13 protein-coding genes are annotated in these 14,537 nt (G+C 69.6%); 5 read left to right on the forward strand and 8 right to left on the reverse strand.

The features are described 5' to 3' along the window. Nucleotides 1–37: 37 nt before the first annotated feature. Entirely contained in the window at nucleotides 38–1,564 is a 1,527-nt protein-coding gene (locus P2L57_RS25875; protein WP_275818468.1) for an FAD-binding oxidoreductase, read from the reverse strand. A 413-nt stretch (nucleotides 1,565–1,977) separates the two neighbouring features. Here P2L57_RS25875 and P2L57_RS40340 point away from each other — a divergent pair, with 413 nt between their 5' ends. Continuing rightward, a complete protein-coding gene (locus P2L57_RS40340) occupies nucleotides 1,978–3,189 on the forward strand; it encodes an alpha/beta fold hydrolase (protein WP_308292515.1) in 1,212 nt (403 codons plus the stop codon). On the opposite strand, the gene P2L57_RS25890 is transcribed toward P2L57_RS40340, so the two are convergent. The 4 genes from P2L57_RS25890 to P2L57_RS25905 form a co-directional block, all read right to left on the reverse strand. Then, nucleotides 3,176–4,285: an alpha/beta hydrolase family protein gene (locus P2L57_RS25890; RefSeq protein ID WP_275818469.1), complete on the reverse strand. Its 1,110-nt coding sequence runs from the start codon at nucleotides 4,283–4,285 to the stop codon at nucleotides 3,176–3,178. The two genes, P2L57_RS40340 and P2L57_RS25890, sit on opposite strands and share 14 nt — an antisense overlap. Nucleotides 4,286–4,349: 64 nt before the next feature. Then, a complete protein-coding gene (locus P2L57_RS25895; protein WP_275818470.1) occupies nucleotides 4,350–5,450 on the reverse strand; it encodes a DUF1648 domain-containing protein in 1,101 nt (366 codons plus the stop codon). Next, nucleotides 5,447–5,887: a GntR family transcriptional regulator gene (locus tag P2L57_RS25900; RefSeq protein WP_275818471.1), complete on the reverse strand. Its 441-nt coding sequence runs from the start codon at nucleotides 5,885–5,887 to the stop codon at nucleotides 5,447–5,449. Before P2L57_RS25900 ends, P2L57_RS25895 begins: the two co-directional genes overlap by 4 nt. 73 nt (nucleotides 5,888–5,960) lie before the next feature. After that, nucleotides 5,961–6,461 carry a DUF2269 domain-containing protein gene (locus tag P2L57_RS25905; RefSeq protein ID WP_275818472.1) on the reverse strand — a complete coding sequence of 167 codons (501 nt, stop codon included), beginning with the start codon at nucleotides 6,459–6,461 and terminating at the stop codon, nucleotides 5,961–5,963. A 137-nt stretch (nucleotides 6,462–6,598) separates the two neighbouring features. Between P2L57_RS25905 and P2L57_RS25910 the strand changes: the two genes are divergently transcribed. From P2L57_RS25910 to P2L57_RS25920, 3 genes are all read left to right on the forward strand, one after another. After that, nucleotides 6,599–7,231 (forward strand): HAD family hydrolase, encoded by a 633-nt coding sequence (locus P2L57_RS25910; protein WP_275818473.1) that lies wholly within the window; start codon nucleotides 6,599–6,601, stop codon nucleotides 7,229–7,231. A 1,308-nt stretch (nucleotides 7,232–8,539) separates the two neighbouring features. Continuing rightward, nucleotides 8,540–10,051, forward strand: a complete 1,512-nt coding sequence (locus P2L57_RS25915; protein ID WP_275818508.1) for a globin domain-containing protein — start codon at nucleotides 8,540–8,542, stop codon at nucleotides 10,049–10,051. A gap of 85 nt (nucleotides 10,052–10,136) precedes the next feature. Next, a complete protein-coding gene (locus tag P2L57_RS25920) occupies nucleotides 10,137–10,973 on the forward strand; it encodes a pyridoxamine 5'-phosphate oxidase family protein (protein ID WP_275818474.1) in 837 nt (278 codons plus the stop codon). A 7-nt stretch (nucleotides 10,974–10,980) separates the two neighbouring features. Here the strand turns inward: P2L57_RS25920 and P2L57_RS25925 are convergent, their stop codons facing one another. After that, nucleotides 10,981–11,481: an NUDIX hydrolase gene (locus P2L57_RS25925; RefSeq protein ID WP_275818475.1), complete on the reverse strand. Its 501-nt coding sequence runs from the start codon at nucleotides 11,479–11,481 to the stop codon at nucleotides 10,981–10,983. Nucleotides 11,482–11,601: 120 nt separating this feature from the next. Then, nucleotides 11,602–12,573 carry a LysR family transcriptional regulator gene (locus P2L57_RS25930; RefSeq protein ID WP_275818476.1) on the reverse strand — a complete coding sequence of 324 codons (972 nt, stop codon included), beginning with the start codon at nucleotides 12,571–12,573 and terminating at the stop codon, nucleotides 11,602–11,604. Nucleotides 12,574–12,925: 352 nt separating this feature from the next. Here P2L57_RS25930 and P2L57_RS25935 point away from each other — a divergent pair, with 352 nt between their 5' ends. Next, complete coding sequence (locus P2L57_RS25935) at nucleotides 12,926–13,333, forward strand: SSI family serine proteinase inhibitor (protein WP_275818477.1); 408 nt, start codon at nucleotides 12,926–12,928, stop codon at nucleotides 13,331–13,333. Between the two features lie 64 nt (nucleotides 13,334–13,397). Here P2L57_RS25935 and P2L57_RS25940 read toward each other — a convergent pair whose 3' ends face one another. Then, the gene (locus P2L57_RS25940) at nucleotides 13,398–14,531 is read right to left on the reverse strand and encodes a cystathionine gamma-lyase (RefSeq protein WP_275818478.1); all 1,134 of its coding nucleotides are present in this window, start codon (nucleotides 14,529–14,531) and stop codon (nucleotides 13,398–13,400) included. Nucleotides 14,532–14,537: the final 6 nt, after the last annotated feature.

The raw sequence follows: 14,537 nt of genomic DNA on the forward strand, positions 1-14,537 counted from the left end.
GGGGCGGCCAACTGGCCGCCCCCAAGCGAAAGCTCCGTCAGTCGATGCTCTGGGCGAAGCGGAAGAAGTGGTACGGGTCGTAGCAGTGCTTGACCTGCTGCAGCCGCGGATAGTTCTGCCCGTAGTACGCCTGACGCCAGTCGGTCAGCGCCGGGTCCATGTAGTTCTGGAACGACTCGTGGTTCGAGTAGGGATCCAGAGTCGTATAGCCGTGGTTCACCCAGCCCTGCGCGGAATCGATGTCGGCCTGGGCGGGGTTCGGCTGCGTCAGGCCGATCTGATAGCCCGCCGCGAACAGCGAGTCGCGGTGGACGAACGCGGTGGCGGTGGGCGGGACATCGTTGATCTTCCCACCGTAGGCGAATAGACCGAAGAAGCGGAATTGGCCGCCCCGGCTGTCTGCCAGGAATGCCCTGAGCGCCTCCGAGGCCGCCGAACGGCTCAGTGGATCACGGAAGTATAGATTCCGTTGGGTTGCCCAAATGTCCCTCGGCAACTGTGCCTCGGATGAGTACCCCACCCGATGGCATTGTGCCACTGTGCGATCGCCGCAGCCGAACACCGTCATCATCGCCTGCTGATACGGCTGTTCCTGAACGTCCCGAGTGGTATTCGGTCGGCCCACGGCGGATATCAGACCGTCAAGCAGGCTGTCGCAATCTGCTTTCGCCCCGAGGTATCCGCCGGTGACCACGACGAGGGGCTGGGTGCCCGCGGCGCTGTCCGTTTGGAACTCGATGAGCAGTTCCGCCGAGAGTTCTCTCGGCCCGTTGGCCACCCACTCCTGCCACGCCATGATGACGTCCAGCGCGTCGGACCAGTCCCAGTTCAGGTTGTAGTTGGTGATCCTGGGCGCCTGGGTCGGGAGTACCTCGTATTCGGTGACGACGCCGAAGTTACCGCCCCCGCCGCCGCGCAGTGCCCAGTACAGGTCGGGATGCTGGTCGCTGGAGCAGCGGACCGCGCTTCCGTTCGCCAGCACGACTTCGGCGGACACCAGACGGTCGCAGCCCATTCCGAATTTGCGCGCCTGCTGGCCGAGTCCGCCGCCCTGCAGCCATCCGCCGCAGCAGACGGTCGGGCAGGTGCCGGTGGCGACCTGGACGTTGTACGGGGCCAGTGCGGCGGCGATGTCCACGCCCTGGCCGCCCGGTCCGAGCCGGACGGTGCTCTGCCCCACCCGCACGCCGTTCAGCCGGGAGACATCGATGACCAGGCCGGGTGACGTCGAATAGCCGCCGTAGCTGTGGCCGCCACTGCGCGGTGCCACCGGTATGGAATTGTCCTGGGCGAAGCGTATGCAGGTCGCCACATCCGTGCTGCTCACGCAATAGGCGACCGCCTGCGGGTGAATCGCGTCGAACTGGGCCAGCTGCAGCTGCTTCGCCACGTCGTAACCGGAGTCGGTCGGTAGGACGAGACGTCCGCTGAGCTTGTCGCGCAGTGTGCTCCACGGCGGCGATCCGGCGGCCCATACCGAACCCATGCTGCCGCTGGCCACCGTGAATGCGGCCGCGGCGCCGACACCAGCGCCGGCTCTTAACAGCGAACGCCTGCTTATCATGGCAGACACCTCTCCCCGTTCTGTACTGCGGTGTTTGTGGGAATGCGAAATGGCGGGCGCGGCGTGGCGATCGTCAACGGCGGTGAATCGGCGCCGGACGGCCTCGCCCATACGCAGAGTTCTGTTACCCGCAAGTAGAGTCAGGCGGCCGTGACAAGAAAGACATGCCTCCCCCCGTCGGCACGGCAACGCCAGTGGTCCGGACCGCAGCCCGGTAGCCGGGAATTTACACTGCCACCCGGTCCATGCACAGGCCCTGACAATGGATTTGTCAGTCCAGTCCTTTTGCCGTCAATCACCCGGATAAAGGCCAACTAATCTCAACACGGCGGCCGTCTGCCGTTCCCCTGCGTCTGTACCGGCCGCCCCGGAGAGCCCCCGCCGTTGTCAGTGGTGCCTGGCAGTCTGGTGCCATGAAGCCGTCGACTCCGTGGACCCTCACCCACATCCAGCGTGCGCTGCAGGCCAGTTGGGCCGCTGACACCTGCTCGGCGGACGATGTCGCGCGTGCTCCCTGGCGGCCGGCCAACCCCGCGTGGGGCCACTGCGACATCACCGCGCTTGTGGTGAACGACCTGTTCGGCGGCGATCTGGTGCTCGGCCAGGTGCGTCTCGGCGACGAAGGCCGCGGTCACCACTGGTGGAACCGGCTGCCCGGCGGGGTGGAGGTGGACCTCACGCGCGAGCAGTTCCGGCTGGGGGAGACCGTCGTCGGAGGGCGGATCGTCACACGGCCACCGGGCCCGCTGGCGCGCAGACGGCAGGAGTATCTGCTGCTGCGCCGCCGCTTGGCACAGCAGCTGGGTTCCACGCTGCCCGAGGTCCCGGCCGAGGAGGCGGAGCCGGTGCGCGGGTGCCTGGAGCTGGCCGGGCGGCAGCTGTCGTACGTGGACTTCGGCGGTCCAGGGCGGCCACTGGTAGCGCTGCACGGGCACTTCTGCGAGGGCCGCACCTTCGCCCACCTCGCCCGTGAACTCGCCCCCGACTGGCGGGTGATCGCGCCCGACCAGCGCGGCCACGGCCGCTCGGACCGGCCGACCCTGCCGGGGGCGGAGAAGCCGGACTACTCCCGTTCCGGTTACGTCGAGGACGCGGCCGCCGTACTCGACCAGCTCGGCCTCGGCGGCGCGGTGGTGCTGGGCCACTCGCTCGGCGGAGTCAACGCGTACCAGCTGGCCGCCCGCCATCCGCATCTGGTCAGCGCGCTGGTGATCGAGGACATCGGAGCCGTGGTCGACGACGACCTCTCCTTCTGCCTGGTATGGCCCAGGCGCGCGCCCACCCGTGCGGCGCTGATCGAGCGGCTGGGGGACGCGGCGCGCTATCTCACGGACTCCATACGCGAGTTCGCGGACGGCTGGGGGCTGGCCTTCCGGCCCACGGACATGGTCGCCTCGCAGCGGCAGCTCGTCGGTGACCACTGGGACGACTGGTTGGCCACGGACTGCCCGGCGCTGCTCGTCCGCGGCACGCTCAGCGACACGCTGGACGCCGAGCACGCCAAGCAGATGGCGGCCCGGCGCCGGAACACACAGCTCGTCGAACTTCCCGCGGGACACACGGTGCACCAGGGCGATCCCACCGGATTCGCCCTGGCCGTCGGTGAGTTCCTCAGCTCGCTGTGAGCTGCCGCCAGGGGCGGACGAAGCCGTGCAGGGCGCGCCGCGCGGCCGGGGCGAGCGGTTGGTCGTTGACCGGTGTGCCCGCGGGGTGGAGGAGGTGGTCGAGGTCGGGCAGGGTGCGTAGCCCGGGTCCGGTGATACGGGCGCCGGCCAGGGCGCCGAGCAGCGGCGGCGTGGTCCAGCACGGCACGTTGGTGTCCGCGGTGCCGCAGGTGACCAGGGTGCGGGTGCCGTGGGCGACGCTTCGGGCGATGTGCGGCGGATAGCTGGCGTCGTCGCTGCGGACGAAGGTGGCGTTGTGCGGACCGAACATGGCGTTCAGAAGGGTGGCGATGGATGGCGGCAGTCCCGAGGTGTTCACCTGGCGGTGGGCACGGAAGTCCGCGATGGCCCGGGATACACCCGCCTTGTTCGACCGCGCCTGCTGGGCACTGAGCCGGCCGACCGCGACGGCTCGGTCCAGCAGGCCTGCCAGCTGGTAGTCGATCGTGTCCAGGAGCCGTGTGTCCTGCGGGGCGATGAGCGCCAGACCGGCGGGCTTCGACTGTACGGAGCGATCCACGAACAGGGCCTGGAGGCCTCCCTCGCTGTGCCCGACGATGAGCAGCGCGTGCGGGTCGGCCTCGGGCTGGGCGCGCAGGGTGTCGTACGCGGCCACGGCCTGTCTGGTGTAGGCGGCCATGTCGATGTGGTCGGAGTCCTTGTACCGGCCCCATCCGGTACGGCCGGTGCCGTACTTGTCGAAGCGCAGGCTCATCACGCAGTCGTCGCCGAGGGTGCTCGCGAACAGGGCGAGGGTGTGCGGGGTGAAGGAGGGCGGCTGGTCTCCGTTGCGGTCGGTCAGGCCGCTGCCGGAGATCAGCAGGGCGGCGGCGAGCCGGTGGCCCGCGCGATGGGCGGGGATGTGCACGGTGCCGTACGCGGTGGTGCCGTCGGCGGTGAACCGCACCTGACGATCGCTGGCGGGTACGAGGGCTGGGGAGCGGGTGGAGGTGGCCGCTTCAGCCGTTCCTGACACCGGCCCGGCCGTGGTGACGGCGACCGCGGCCAGGAGTACGGCCAGTGTGCGGCGCCGCCAGGTGGTATTGCGCCAACGCATGTGTTCTCCCGATGAGTTGAGAAAACAGGAAGGGTGGTGGTCCGCTAGGTGACTCCGCCGGGCGTCAGCGGACGATCAACGGCAGGGCGAGCGGAAGGCCCGTGATGAGCGCGAACAGCAGCAGCGCCCGCGGATTGCCGAAGTTGAGGGTCCAGCCGAAACCGGACCGTTTCTGCACGAGCAGCGACGGATCGTCACGATTGACGTAGAGCGATCCCGCGGCGCGCCAGTACCGGTCGTCGTCTCGTCGGACCACACCGGCGTTCTCCTCCGGCACCCCGGAGTCCGCGGCGGGCAGTCGGCTGCCCCCTTGCCCGGTACGGATCGCGACGCCGACGACGATGGCGAGACCTACCAGGAGCGGCAGCATCACGAGTACCGGCGACAGCTTGTGGTCGGCATGCCAGATCGGCCAGGCCCCAGCGAGGATGGACAGGTCGACGCAAGCGGCCAGCAGCAGCAGGGAGATCGCGGCACGCACCGAGAAACGGCGGTGCCTGCGCGCGGAGTCGGCCGGTCGCGCCGGATCGAGTTCCGGCCGGGCGCATAGCGCGAACCAGGCCAGTACCAGGATCGTCGCGGTCACCCCGGCCTGTAGGAAGACCGGGAAGAAGACGCTGCCGACCGATTTGGTGGCGAAGCGGTCGGGGGTGCCGGAAGCGTTGAAGTGCACCGGGAAACGGTCGGGCACCGACGGATACAAGACGATGGCGACCACCGCCGTGCCCGCGACGATCAGCAGCGCGGGGATCGACCAGAGCCACGGAAAGGTTTCCGGATCGGTGCGGAGCGAGGTGTCGGTCACCACGCCCTGGCGCAGGCCGCGGTACCAGTCCTCGTCCCGCTTGGCCGCCGCGATCGCCACCCGGGACCGGTAGTAGGCGGCAGCGCACACGGCGAAGAGCAGTACCGGCACCAGGCCGGACCAGAGCAGATGGGCCGTGGCCGACAGTCCGGCGTTCAAGGCGACCAGCGCTCCACCGGCCGTACTCACCAGCCAGCGATAGCGCTTGCGTTGCTCGGCGATCACCGGAGCGTCCGCCCGCGCGGCGGGTATTCGCACCCCGAAGGGCAGCGTCGGGCTGGTCATCGAGGGCGTCAGCCACGCCGCCGCCAGGACCACCAGTGGTACGGCCGCGTTGACCAGTAATGCTCCGCTGTTCATGACGCCGAATCTCCTTGGTCTGCGCCGTGGTCCGCGCCGCGTGTGGCGAGCGCGGATGACGTGAACGAGGTCAGGACGCAGCCGCAGCTGTCCAGAACCGCCGGGTCGCCGACGCCGTGGGCGACCGCTTCGGCGAGCAGCGTCCGCAGCCGGGTCTCCCACTCGTCGGTGAAGCCGGGCTCGGGCGGGCCGGTGCGGGCGTCACGCTGCACCATGGCGCCGCTCTTGCGGTTGATCCGCAGCAGCCCCTCCCGCCGTAGCAGGTCATAGGCCTTGTTCACGGTGTGGAAATTGATGCCGAGATCGACGGCGAGCTGCCGGGTCGAGGGCAGCGAACTGCCTTCGCCCAGTGCACCGGACGCGATGGCCTCGACTATCTGGTTCCGGATCTGCTGGTAGATCGGCACCTCGCTGTCCAGGTCGAGGCTGAGGATCACGTTCGGGCTCCAACTGTCGTTCTGTTATAGCTTTTATAGAACAGTGCAACGGGTCGTGGCAGGAGTGGGGGCGTTAAGGACGTGACAAGGCCTCGGCGCCGCGGCGGGTGCGTCCCCAGGGCTTGAGGACCGAGATCGCGGTGATGAAGACGTACAGGGACAGCGCCACGCTCGGCGCGACGACGAGGTCCCTGCCGCCAGCGGGCACCGGAGCCTCGGCCGCCACCGCGTCCGCGGCCTGCCCGATGATCGTGCGCAACGCGAAGATCGAGGCCGCGGTGGCGGCCAGCGTCAGCCAGAACTTCGTGTAGACCCAGCGGTGCCGGGCCAGCCCCCAGTGCGTGCCGAGGGACAGCAGCAAACCGCTGAGCAGCGAGACCAGGCTGACCGGGATGACCAACCAGTCGCCGAAGATCCGCATACCGCGGTAGGCGGCTTCGACGGTGCGCGGATCACGGCTCACCGCGCCCGTGATGCCGAGGGCGAGCAGCGCGGCGGTGAGGCCGAGCCAGCCGACGGAGACGGTGACGTGGAGTACGAGGACGGCGCGGCGGGTCCGGCGGGTGAGGTTCATGCGCCCCACCGTCGCGTGGACCGCGCTCTCGGGCGTCGCACAGTGGGAGTATTCACGGGGCCTTCGCGGGGAGCAGGCCGCCCGCGCCGGCGCTGCGTCCGCCGATATCGTGCCCTGACACGGATGAGGGGGGTTCGGTGGGGAAGCTGCACCTGTTCGACATGGACGGCACGCTCCTGTACGGCTCGACCGCAAACGTGGAACTGGCCAGGGAACTGGGACTGGTCGAGGAGTTCCGGGCCCTCGACGCCGAGTTCACGGCCGGGTTGCTCGACGCGCCCGGCTATGCCCGGCGGGCGTACCGGCTTTGGCAAGGTCTGACCGTCGAGCGGGTCGCGGCCGCCTTCGAGCGTTCGCCGTGGTTGGCCGGTATCCGTGAGGTCTGGGCGGACATCCGGGAGCGCGGGGAGTACTGCGCGGTGATCTCGCTTTCGCCGGACTTCTTCGTACGGCGGCTTACCGCGTGGGGCGCGCATGCGGCGTTCGGCGGGAGGTTTCCGGAACTTCCTTTCCACGGTGCGCCGTTGGACGTGTCCGGTGTTCTGGTTCCGGAGTCGAAGGTGCGGATCGCGGATCGGCTGTGCGCCGAGTACGGGGTCACGCGGGCGCAGTGCGTGGCCTACGGGGACTCGATGTCGGACGCCGCGTTGTTCGCGGCGGTGCCGACCTCGGTGGCGGTGAACGGTGACCACCATGTGAGCGGGCTCGCCACGTTCTCGTATGCGGGGCAAGACCTGCGGGCTGCCTATGAGTTGGCGCTGGGCGGCTGACCAGCGCAATCGCGGCCCGGGCGAGCGGGGTGCGCTGAATATTACTGGTGAGTATTGTCCGGCGTGTTCCGCTTGGCCGCTGCGCGAAAGAAGTTGATAGCCCCGGGCGATGCTCGATAAGTGAATTCTGGGCGTCTGTGGGCAGAATCACGGAATTTGGCGGAACTTGGATCCGTCGGGGGTATCGGGGCTTGTGGATTCCCGGCCGCCCGGTATGGTCGACTGCGATCGTTCGCGGCCTGGTGCCGCGAAGCCGAAGAGTCCGTCAGGTGGAATCGGATGTGCAGCGAGGGCAGGGGCGAAGGCGTGAGTCAACCCACCTTAACCTGAACAGGCCTTCCGTTACCCGGACTTCCGGCTATTTGTCCTATGCCGATGCGGGACGTGGCACGCTCTCCCCGTCGCGACCGGCCGCCGACGGCTGTGTCGGAGGGCGGTGCGGCTCGCCCGCTTTGCCAGGACTGGCGTGGCTCAGGTGGAAGCGCCGGAACGGCGGAATGCGGACATTGAATGGGGGAAACAGCCGGAACGCCGCCTGATGCGTTTCGATTGTGATGTATGGAAACCGACCGGGAGATGTTCGAGGCGAGGCAGACCATGGACGCTCTGACCAGCAGTTCGGCCGATCGGGGGCCCGGATCCGATAGCGGATACGCCAATGGCCGAGCCGGCGACGCGAACGCCGCTCCCGCTGCTTCCCCGTCGGATAACAAGGGCGATTGGGACTGGTTCACTCCGGCGAAGCCGGAGGCCACGGCCGATCCAGCTAACGACGATCCCGCCACCAGCGACTACTCCAACGGCGGCCAGCAAGCGGCCGATCCGCACCAGCGGTCGGCGGACGGCGGTGATGCCGCGATACCGAGCCGTACCCCGACGGCGATACGGCCGGTCGGCAACAGCACTCGGCGCACCGACCCCGGGGGCCAGGACCCGGCCCCCACGCCGTTGTACGATCACCGCCCCCCGCAGTGGGGAGACCTGCCGTCCTCGGCTGAAGCGTCCCGGCCGCGCCTGCCGACCCGGCCCACGCAGTCCACGCGGTCAGCCGACCAAGGTGCCCCCACCGCGCCGGAGGGCGGGTGGCAGGAGACGGTGCCCGCGCAGCGGACCCCGCAACGCGACGCGACGGACCGGGGGGTGACGCCCCCCGGTCCGCCCGGGGCGCAAGGTTCACAAGCCGGACCAAACCCCCATGTACCACGGCGCGAGGCGACGCCCCCCGCCGAAGGATCCTGGTTCGCTCCCTCGCCGACCCATCCTGCCGAACACCAGCAGCCCACGACTTCGAACCCGCCCACCGCCCCACTGGGCCACATCCCGCCGGTACCCGGTGTCGGCGCGACGTCCCGACCGGCGGCACCCACGGAGGCGTCCGCCGCCTGGGGACAGACTCCGCCGGTGCCCGGCACCCCTACGCCCCATCCGGCGCCCGCGGCGCGGCCGTCCGAGGCGCCGAACCCGCCCACCGCCCCACGGGACCACGTCCCGACGATGCCCGGCGGTGGTGCCCCGTCCCAACCGGTCACGGAGACACGGTCGTCGGCGCCCGCGGAGCCGACCTCTCCCCGGCCGCACGCCCACCAGGCGCCCGGAGCCCCCGCGTCGCGGGAAGGATCCGCGGCTCAACGGACCGACGCGGCGCGGTCGTCCGCCGAGCCGACCCTGACGTCCGCCCGGGCCGCGGCCGCCTCCCCCGACGCCGTGCTCATCCGTCGCACGATGGACGCCATCGAGCCGGTCGCGGACAAGACGACCTCGTACTTCTACGCGCTTCTCTTCCTCCGCCATCCCGAGCTGCGAGAGCTGTTCCCCGCGGCGATGGACGCGCAGCGCGACCGGCTGTTCAAGGCGCTGCTGACCGCCGCCAAGCACGTGGACGACACCGACACCCTCACCGAGTACCTCTCCCATCTCGGCCGCGGACACCGCAAGTACGGCACCCGGCCCGAGCACTACCCGGCGGTCGGCGAATGCCTGCTCGGTGCGCTCACCCGCTATGCCCCCGACGTCTGGAACGAAGAGGTCGAAGCCGCCTGGGTCCGCGCGTACACCGCCATCTCGCAGATCATGATCGACGCCGCGGCGGCCGACGAGCTGACCTCACCGCCGTGGTGGCACGCCGAAGTCGTCTCGCATGAGCGCCGTACTCAGGACATCGCCGTCATCACGGTCCGTCCCGACCAGCCGTACCCCTTTCTCGCCGGGCAGTACACCAGCGTGGAAACCCCGTGGTGGCCGCGCGTATGGCGGCACTACTCGTTCGCTTCCGCCCCCCGCCCGGACGGACTCCTCTCGTTCCACATCAAGGCCGTACCGGCCGGTTGGGTCAGCTCGGCTCTGGTCAACCGCGCCCGCCCCGGTGACGTGATCCGACTCGGTCCTCCCGCCGGTTCCATGATTGTGGACCACGGCACTGACAACGGGCTGTTGTGCCTGGGCGGCGGTACCGGCATCGCGCCGATCAAGGCGCTGGTCGAGGATGTGGCGAAGCACGGCCGCAGACGCTCGGTCGAGGTCTTCTACGGCGCCCGTAGCGGCCATGACCTCTACGACCTGGACACCATGCTCCGTCTGCAGCAGGAGCATTCATGGCTGTCGGTGCGACCGGTGGTCTCCGAAGGGCCGGCCGGCGGGCTGACCGGGCCGCTTTCCGAGGTCGTGCTGCGGTGCGGTCCATGGCACTCGTACGACGCGTACCTGTCCGGCCCGGCGGGGATGATCCGCAGCAGTGTCGACGCGCTGGTGGGCATCGGCATGCCCGCCCACCGCATACGTCATGACTCGGTCGCGGAGCTGGTCGCCGCAGCAGGCCACTGAGCGGTGAGCGCGCTCAGCACACTGTGTTCAGCACGTCTCAGGAGAAACGTTGAACCAAGATCAGCTTGAGCCTGCGTTCGGAGCTGTGCGACCCGGTAGCGATGGCGAGCACCAGATTCAGCGGGAACTCGGCACGGTGGCCCGTGCCGATCGTTTCTACGAGGATCAGGTCCGCGACCGACTCAACGCGAAGATGCGGGAGTTCACCGCCCGCCAGGAGATGCTGTTCGTCTCGACGGCCGACCGCAAAGGCGAATGCGACAGCTCGTTCCGCGCGGGGCCGCCCGGGTTCATCCAGGTGCTGGACGACAAGACGGTGGCGTACCCCGAATACCGGGGCAACGGCGTCATGGCCTCGCTGGGCAACATCCAGGAGAACCCGCACATCGGGATCCTGATGATCGACTTCGCGCGGGACCGCATCGGTCTGCACATCAACGGCCGCGCCCGGCTCGTCCCCGACGACCTGATGCGTGCCGCGCATCCGGAGCTGCCGGTCGATCCGGTGCCGGGGCGGCGGGCGCAGGTGTGGGTGGAGGTCACGGTCGTGGAGGCGTACATCCACTGCTCGAAGCACATTCCGCGGCTGGTCAAGGCGCCGCTGCGGGCCGGAGCCCCGGCTGCGGACGGCGAGCAGGCCTGGGGCACCGACGACGTCAAACGCAAGGGCGGGGACTACTTCGGCACGGCCGCCCAGGCTCGCGAGGCGCGCCGGGCGTCGGCTCGTACCGAGGCCGAGCCGTCCGCGTCGCCGCGCAGCCTCCCGCTCCAGGCACCGCCGGAGTTGGCGGAGGCGGACCGGGAGAGGTGGCGGCGGGAGGCGGAACGGGCGCTGACCGAGGCGCGCCAGCGGGTGTCCGCCGAGGCGCCCGGCGCGCCCGGAGCCGACCAACAGGGCGGCTTCGACGGCTGGTTCGGCTGAGGACCTCTCACCCGAGGTCGGTGGCGAGCAGTGCCCGCACACCCTCGATGTTGGCGTCGAGATAGGCCCGCAGGGACGCTGGGACGACGTCTACGGATGCCACGCCCTCGCGGGTGAACGGGACACGGACGAACTCGTAGGTTCCGCATGGCTCGTCGACCTCGGGGCCGTGCCGTCGTGACAGGTCCATCGACGCCAGGCGGCAGACGAAGAAGTGCTGCACCTTCACCCCGCGCGCCCCGTCCTCACGGATGTGTTCGACGGTGTCGACGAAGGCGGAAACGACGTCGGCCACCTTGGCGCCCAGTTCCTCGTCGACCTCGCGGTGCAGCGCGTCGACGACCGTGGCGTCCCCGGGCTCCACACCGCCACCGGGGGTGATCCAGTACGGCGCCTCACCAGGCTTGGTGCGCTTGATCAGCAGGAGCTGGTCACCGTCGAGGAGGATCGCCCGTGCGGTGCGCTTGACCACCGGCCGGGCAACAGGGTCTGGGGTGTCCGCTGCCATGCAGGAAAAATGCCGCGCCGTGGCGGTGGCGAAACGCCTTGGACGGAGCGGATCGGAATGTGAGATTCCAGGGATCCCCAGGGACGCTCGGGGTTGGCACGCGCCTTCACCGCGGGCCCACTACCACTCGGCAGCGGCGTTCAGCAGCCGCTCCTGCGCTCGTGCGACATGCGGCAGCGCGAGCGTGCCGGCGCGAACCACCAGGTAGTACGTACGCAGCGGTGGAATCCGAGGTTCCAGTACCGGGACGACCTCACCGGCGGCGAACGCGGCGGCGCACAGATAGCGGGGCAGCACGGCCATCCCCGCGCCCGCCCGTACGCACTCCAGCACCGCTCTGAGGTCCGGTACGACCACGGTGGCGTCGGCCGCCGGTTTGCCGCCGAACACTTCCGTCCAGTAGCCGACGAGCAGCGGTAGATCCTCCTCGTAGCCGACCAGGGGCACGCTGTCGAGCGCTTCGACCAGTTCCGCGGTGGGCTCGGAGACCAGGGGCGTACCGGGTCTGCTGACGGCCCCGGGGCCGGGTCTCGACCCGTGTTCCGGCGCTGATGCGGCGGGGAGCGCACCGATGCGTTCCGCCCAGCAGGAGGAGGCGACCAGGATCTGCTCCTCGTCCCACAACGGAGTCGCGTGCAGCAGCCGGGCCCGTGGCCGGGTGGTGCCGATCACCAGTTCATGCCGTCCCTCCGCGAGGCCGGTCAGGGCCTCGTCTCCGGCTCCGAACGCGACCCGTAGGGCGAAGCTCTCTTCGGCGAGCGGTGCGAGTGCGGGCAGCACCCGCAGCGCGGTGAACTCCGCGGGACCGGCGAGATGGAGCGTCCGGTCCTGGGCAGCGCCGTTCAGCTCGGTCTCGGCGATCTCGCGAAGGGCGTCGAGATGCGGGGCCACCTTGTGCGCGAGTTCGTCTCCCACGGTCGTGGCGGCGACGCCGCGCGGCAGGCGGCGGAACAACGGGCGGCCCAACTGGCGTTCAAGACTGCGGATCTGCCCGGTGACCGCGGGCTGGGAGAGCCCCAGCAGCTGAGCGGCCCTGGTGAACGAGCCGGCCCGGTGCACCGCGACGAAGGTGCGCAACAGGGCCAGATCCATGGGTGCTCCTTGTTCGGTGCGTATGCATCAGGCGTTTGCCTGGTGAATCGGCAACGATAAATATGTCGATGGGCACGCTCTATAACTGTGATTGGACACTGACGCAGAGTCAACTAACCTTGTGGGGGCGCGACTTCGCGCAGAGGGGCGGGGCGGTCAGAGCCACGAGGGGGGAGGCTCTGACCGCCCGTTCCCGTTTCTGGGGCGTTTCAGGGCCTGGGGTGCGCTCTGGGGGAACGGTCGCTGCTCGCGGTTTCGGCCGACACGCCGCCATTCGAGTGACGATCACCGGGAGTGGTCCGGTAAGTCGCTATTGCTTCGGTGAGTCGTCCCCGAAGCAGAGGAGATCCCCATGGGCGCCATCGCCCGCCGTACCGTTCCGCTGGCCCTCGCGGTGTCCGCTGTGCTGGCTCCGTTCGCGGCAGCTCCTGTCGCCGCGGAACCGGTGGCCCGGGCGGTGCTGATGCTCAGCGTCGAACACCGCGGCCACCATGGCCGGTCCGCGCCGACCAGCGTCCTGTTGCTGTGCGGGCCCGCTGGCGGCACGCATCCGGATCCGCAGGCGGCGTGCGCGGCGCTGGAGGACGCGCGCGGACAATTCAGGGAACTTCGGCGGATGGTGCGGATGTGTCCGATGATCGTCGATCCGGTCACCATCAGGGCGCGCGGCCACTGGTGGGGCAGGCGGGTCTCGTTCACACGGACCTATGTGAACAACTGCGTGGCGGCCCGGCAGACCGGAAACGTCTTCGCCTTCTGATGCCCAGGCGGGCGCCGGACGCGGAACCTCTCTGAGCCTCGTGTCCGGCGCCGCGCCGCGGTGGCTACTTCGCCGCGTCCAGCGCCTGGAGCACGTCCGCCACGATGTCCTGTGCGTCTTCCACACCCACCGAGAAGCGGATGAACCCGCCCGGGACGGCGTCGCCGCCCCAACGGGCCCGGCGTTCCGCCGTGCTGAGCACCGAGCCGAAGCTCGTGGCCTCTCCGGTCATGCGCAGCGCGGCGAGAAAGCGCTCTGCATGATCCCGGCCGGGCAGTACGAAGGAGACCACGGGCCCGAAGTTCCGCATCTGACTGGTGGCCACCTGGTGCGCGGGATCGGTTGGCAGGCCGGGATAGCGCAGCCCGGTGACCTCCTCGCGCTGGCTCAGGGCGGACGCCAACGCGAGCGCGTTCCGCTGCTGCCGATCGACTCGAAGGTGAAGCGTGGCCAGTGAGCGATGCGCCAGCCATGCCTCCATCGGGCCGGGGATCGCCCCCACGGTCTTGCGCCACAGCCGCACCGAGGCTGCCAACTCCGCGTCCCGCACGGTCACATAGCCCAGCAGTAGATCACCGTGGCCGGACAACGCCTTGGTACCGCTGGCCACCGCGAAGTCCGCGCCCAGCTCCAGAGGCCGTTGACCCAGCGGTGTGGACAAGGTGTTGTCCACCGCGACCAGGGCGCCAGCCGAGTGTGCGGCGTCCGCCAGTCGCCGGATGTCGCATACGTCGAGCCCTGGGTTGGAGGGCGTCTCGATCCACAGCAGCCTCGCGCCGTCGAGCACATCGAGCTGGGCATCGCCACCTGTCGGCGCGAGCCGCACCCGGACACCGTACGACTCAAGGCGCTGCTGGAGCGCACGAGTCGTCTGGTAGCAGTCAGAGGGCAGAACGACCGTGTCCCCGGACCGCACCTGGGCGAGGAGGACAGCCGAGACCGCGGCCATGCCCGAGGCGAAGGTGACCGTCTGCGCCGGGACATCCGGCGACTCCAGCCCTGAGATCGCCTCTTCCAGGCGGCTCCACGTCGGGTTCTCGTCGCGGCCATAGGTATACGGGCCGATCGGCTCGCCGGGCAGATGGTAGTGCGCCACGAAAGCGGGTCCCGGCAGCGAGGGGGAGTACGCCTCGGCAGGCGGTCGCCCGGCGTGAACGCTTCGGGTGCCGTCTCCCACCCGGGGGGACTGCTCGGACATCACTGC

It is taken from the genome of Streptantibioticus ferralitis, assembly GCF_029223525.1.
Classification (GTDB): Bacteria; Actinomycetota; Actinomycetes; order Streptomycetales; family Streptomycetaceae; genus Streptantibioticus_A; species Streptantibioticus_A ferralitis.

Bases quoted from the DNA above. Each gene is read 5' to 3' on its own strand.
- P2L57_RS25875 (WP_275818468.1), bottom strand. From the start codon at position 1,564: ATGATAAGCAGGCGTTCGCTGTTAAGAGCCGGCGCTGGTGTCGGCGCC.
- P2L57_RS40340 (WP_308292515.1), top strand. From the start codon at position 1,978: ATGAAGCCGTCGACTCCGTGGACCCTCACCCACATCCAGCGTGCGCTG.
- P2L57_RS25890 (WP_275818469.1), bottom strand. From the start codon at position 4,285: ATGCGTTGGCGCAATACCACCTGGCGGCGCCGCACACTGGCCGTACTC.
- P2L57_RS25895 (WP_275818470.1), bottom strand. From the start codon at position 5,450: ATGAACAGCGGAGCATTACTGGTCAACGCGGCCGTACCACTGGTGGTC.
- P2L57_RS25905 (WP_275818472.1), bottom strand. From the start codon at position 6,461: ATGAACCTCACCCGCCGGACCCGCCGCGCCGTCCTCGTACTCCACGTC.
- P2L57_RS25925 (WP_275818475.1), bottom strand. From the start codon at position 11,481: ATGGCAGCGGACACCCCAGACCCTGTTGCCCGGCCGGTGGTCAAGCGC.
- P2L57_RS25930 (WP_275818476.1), bottom strand. From the start codon at position 12,573: ATGGATCTGGCCCTGTTGCGCACCTTCGTCGCGGTGCACCGGGCCGGC.
- P2L57_RS25935 (WP_275818477.1), top strand. From the start codon at position 12,926: ATGGGCGCCATCGCCCGCCGTACCGTTCCGCTGGCCCTCGCGGTGTCC.
- P2L57_RS25940 (WP_275818478.1), bottom strand. From the start codon at position 14,531: ATGTCCGAGCAGTCCCCCCGGGTGGGAGACGGCACCCGAAGCGTTCAC.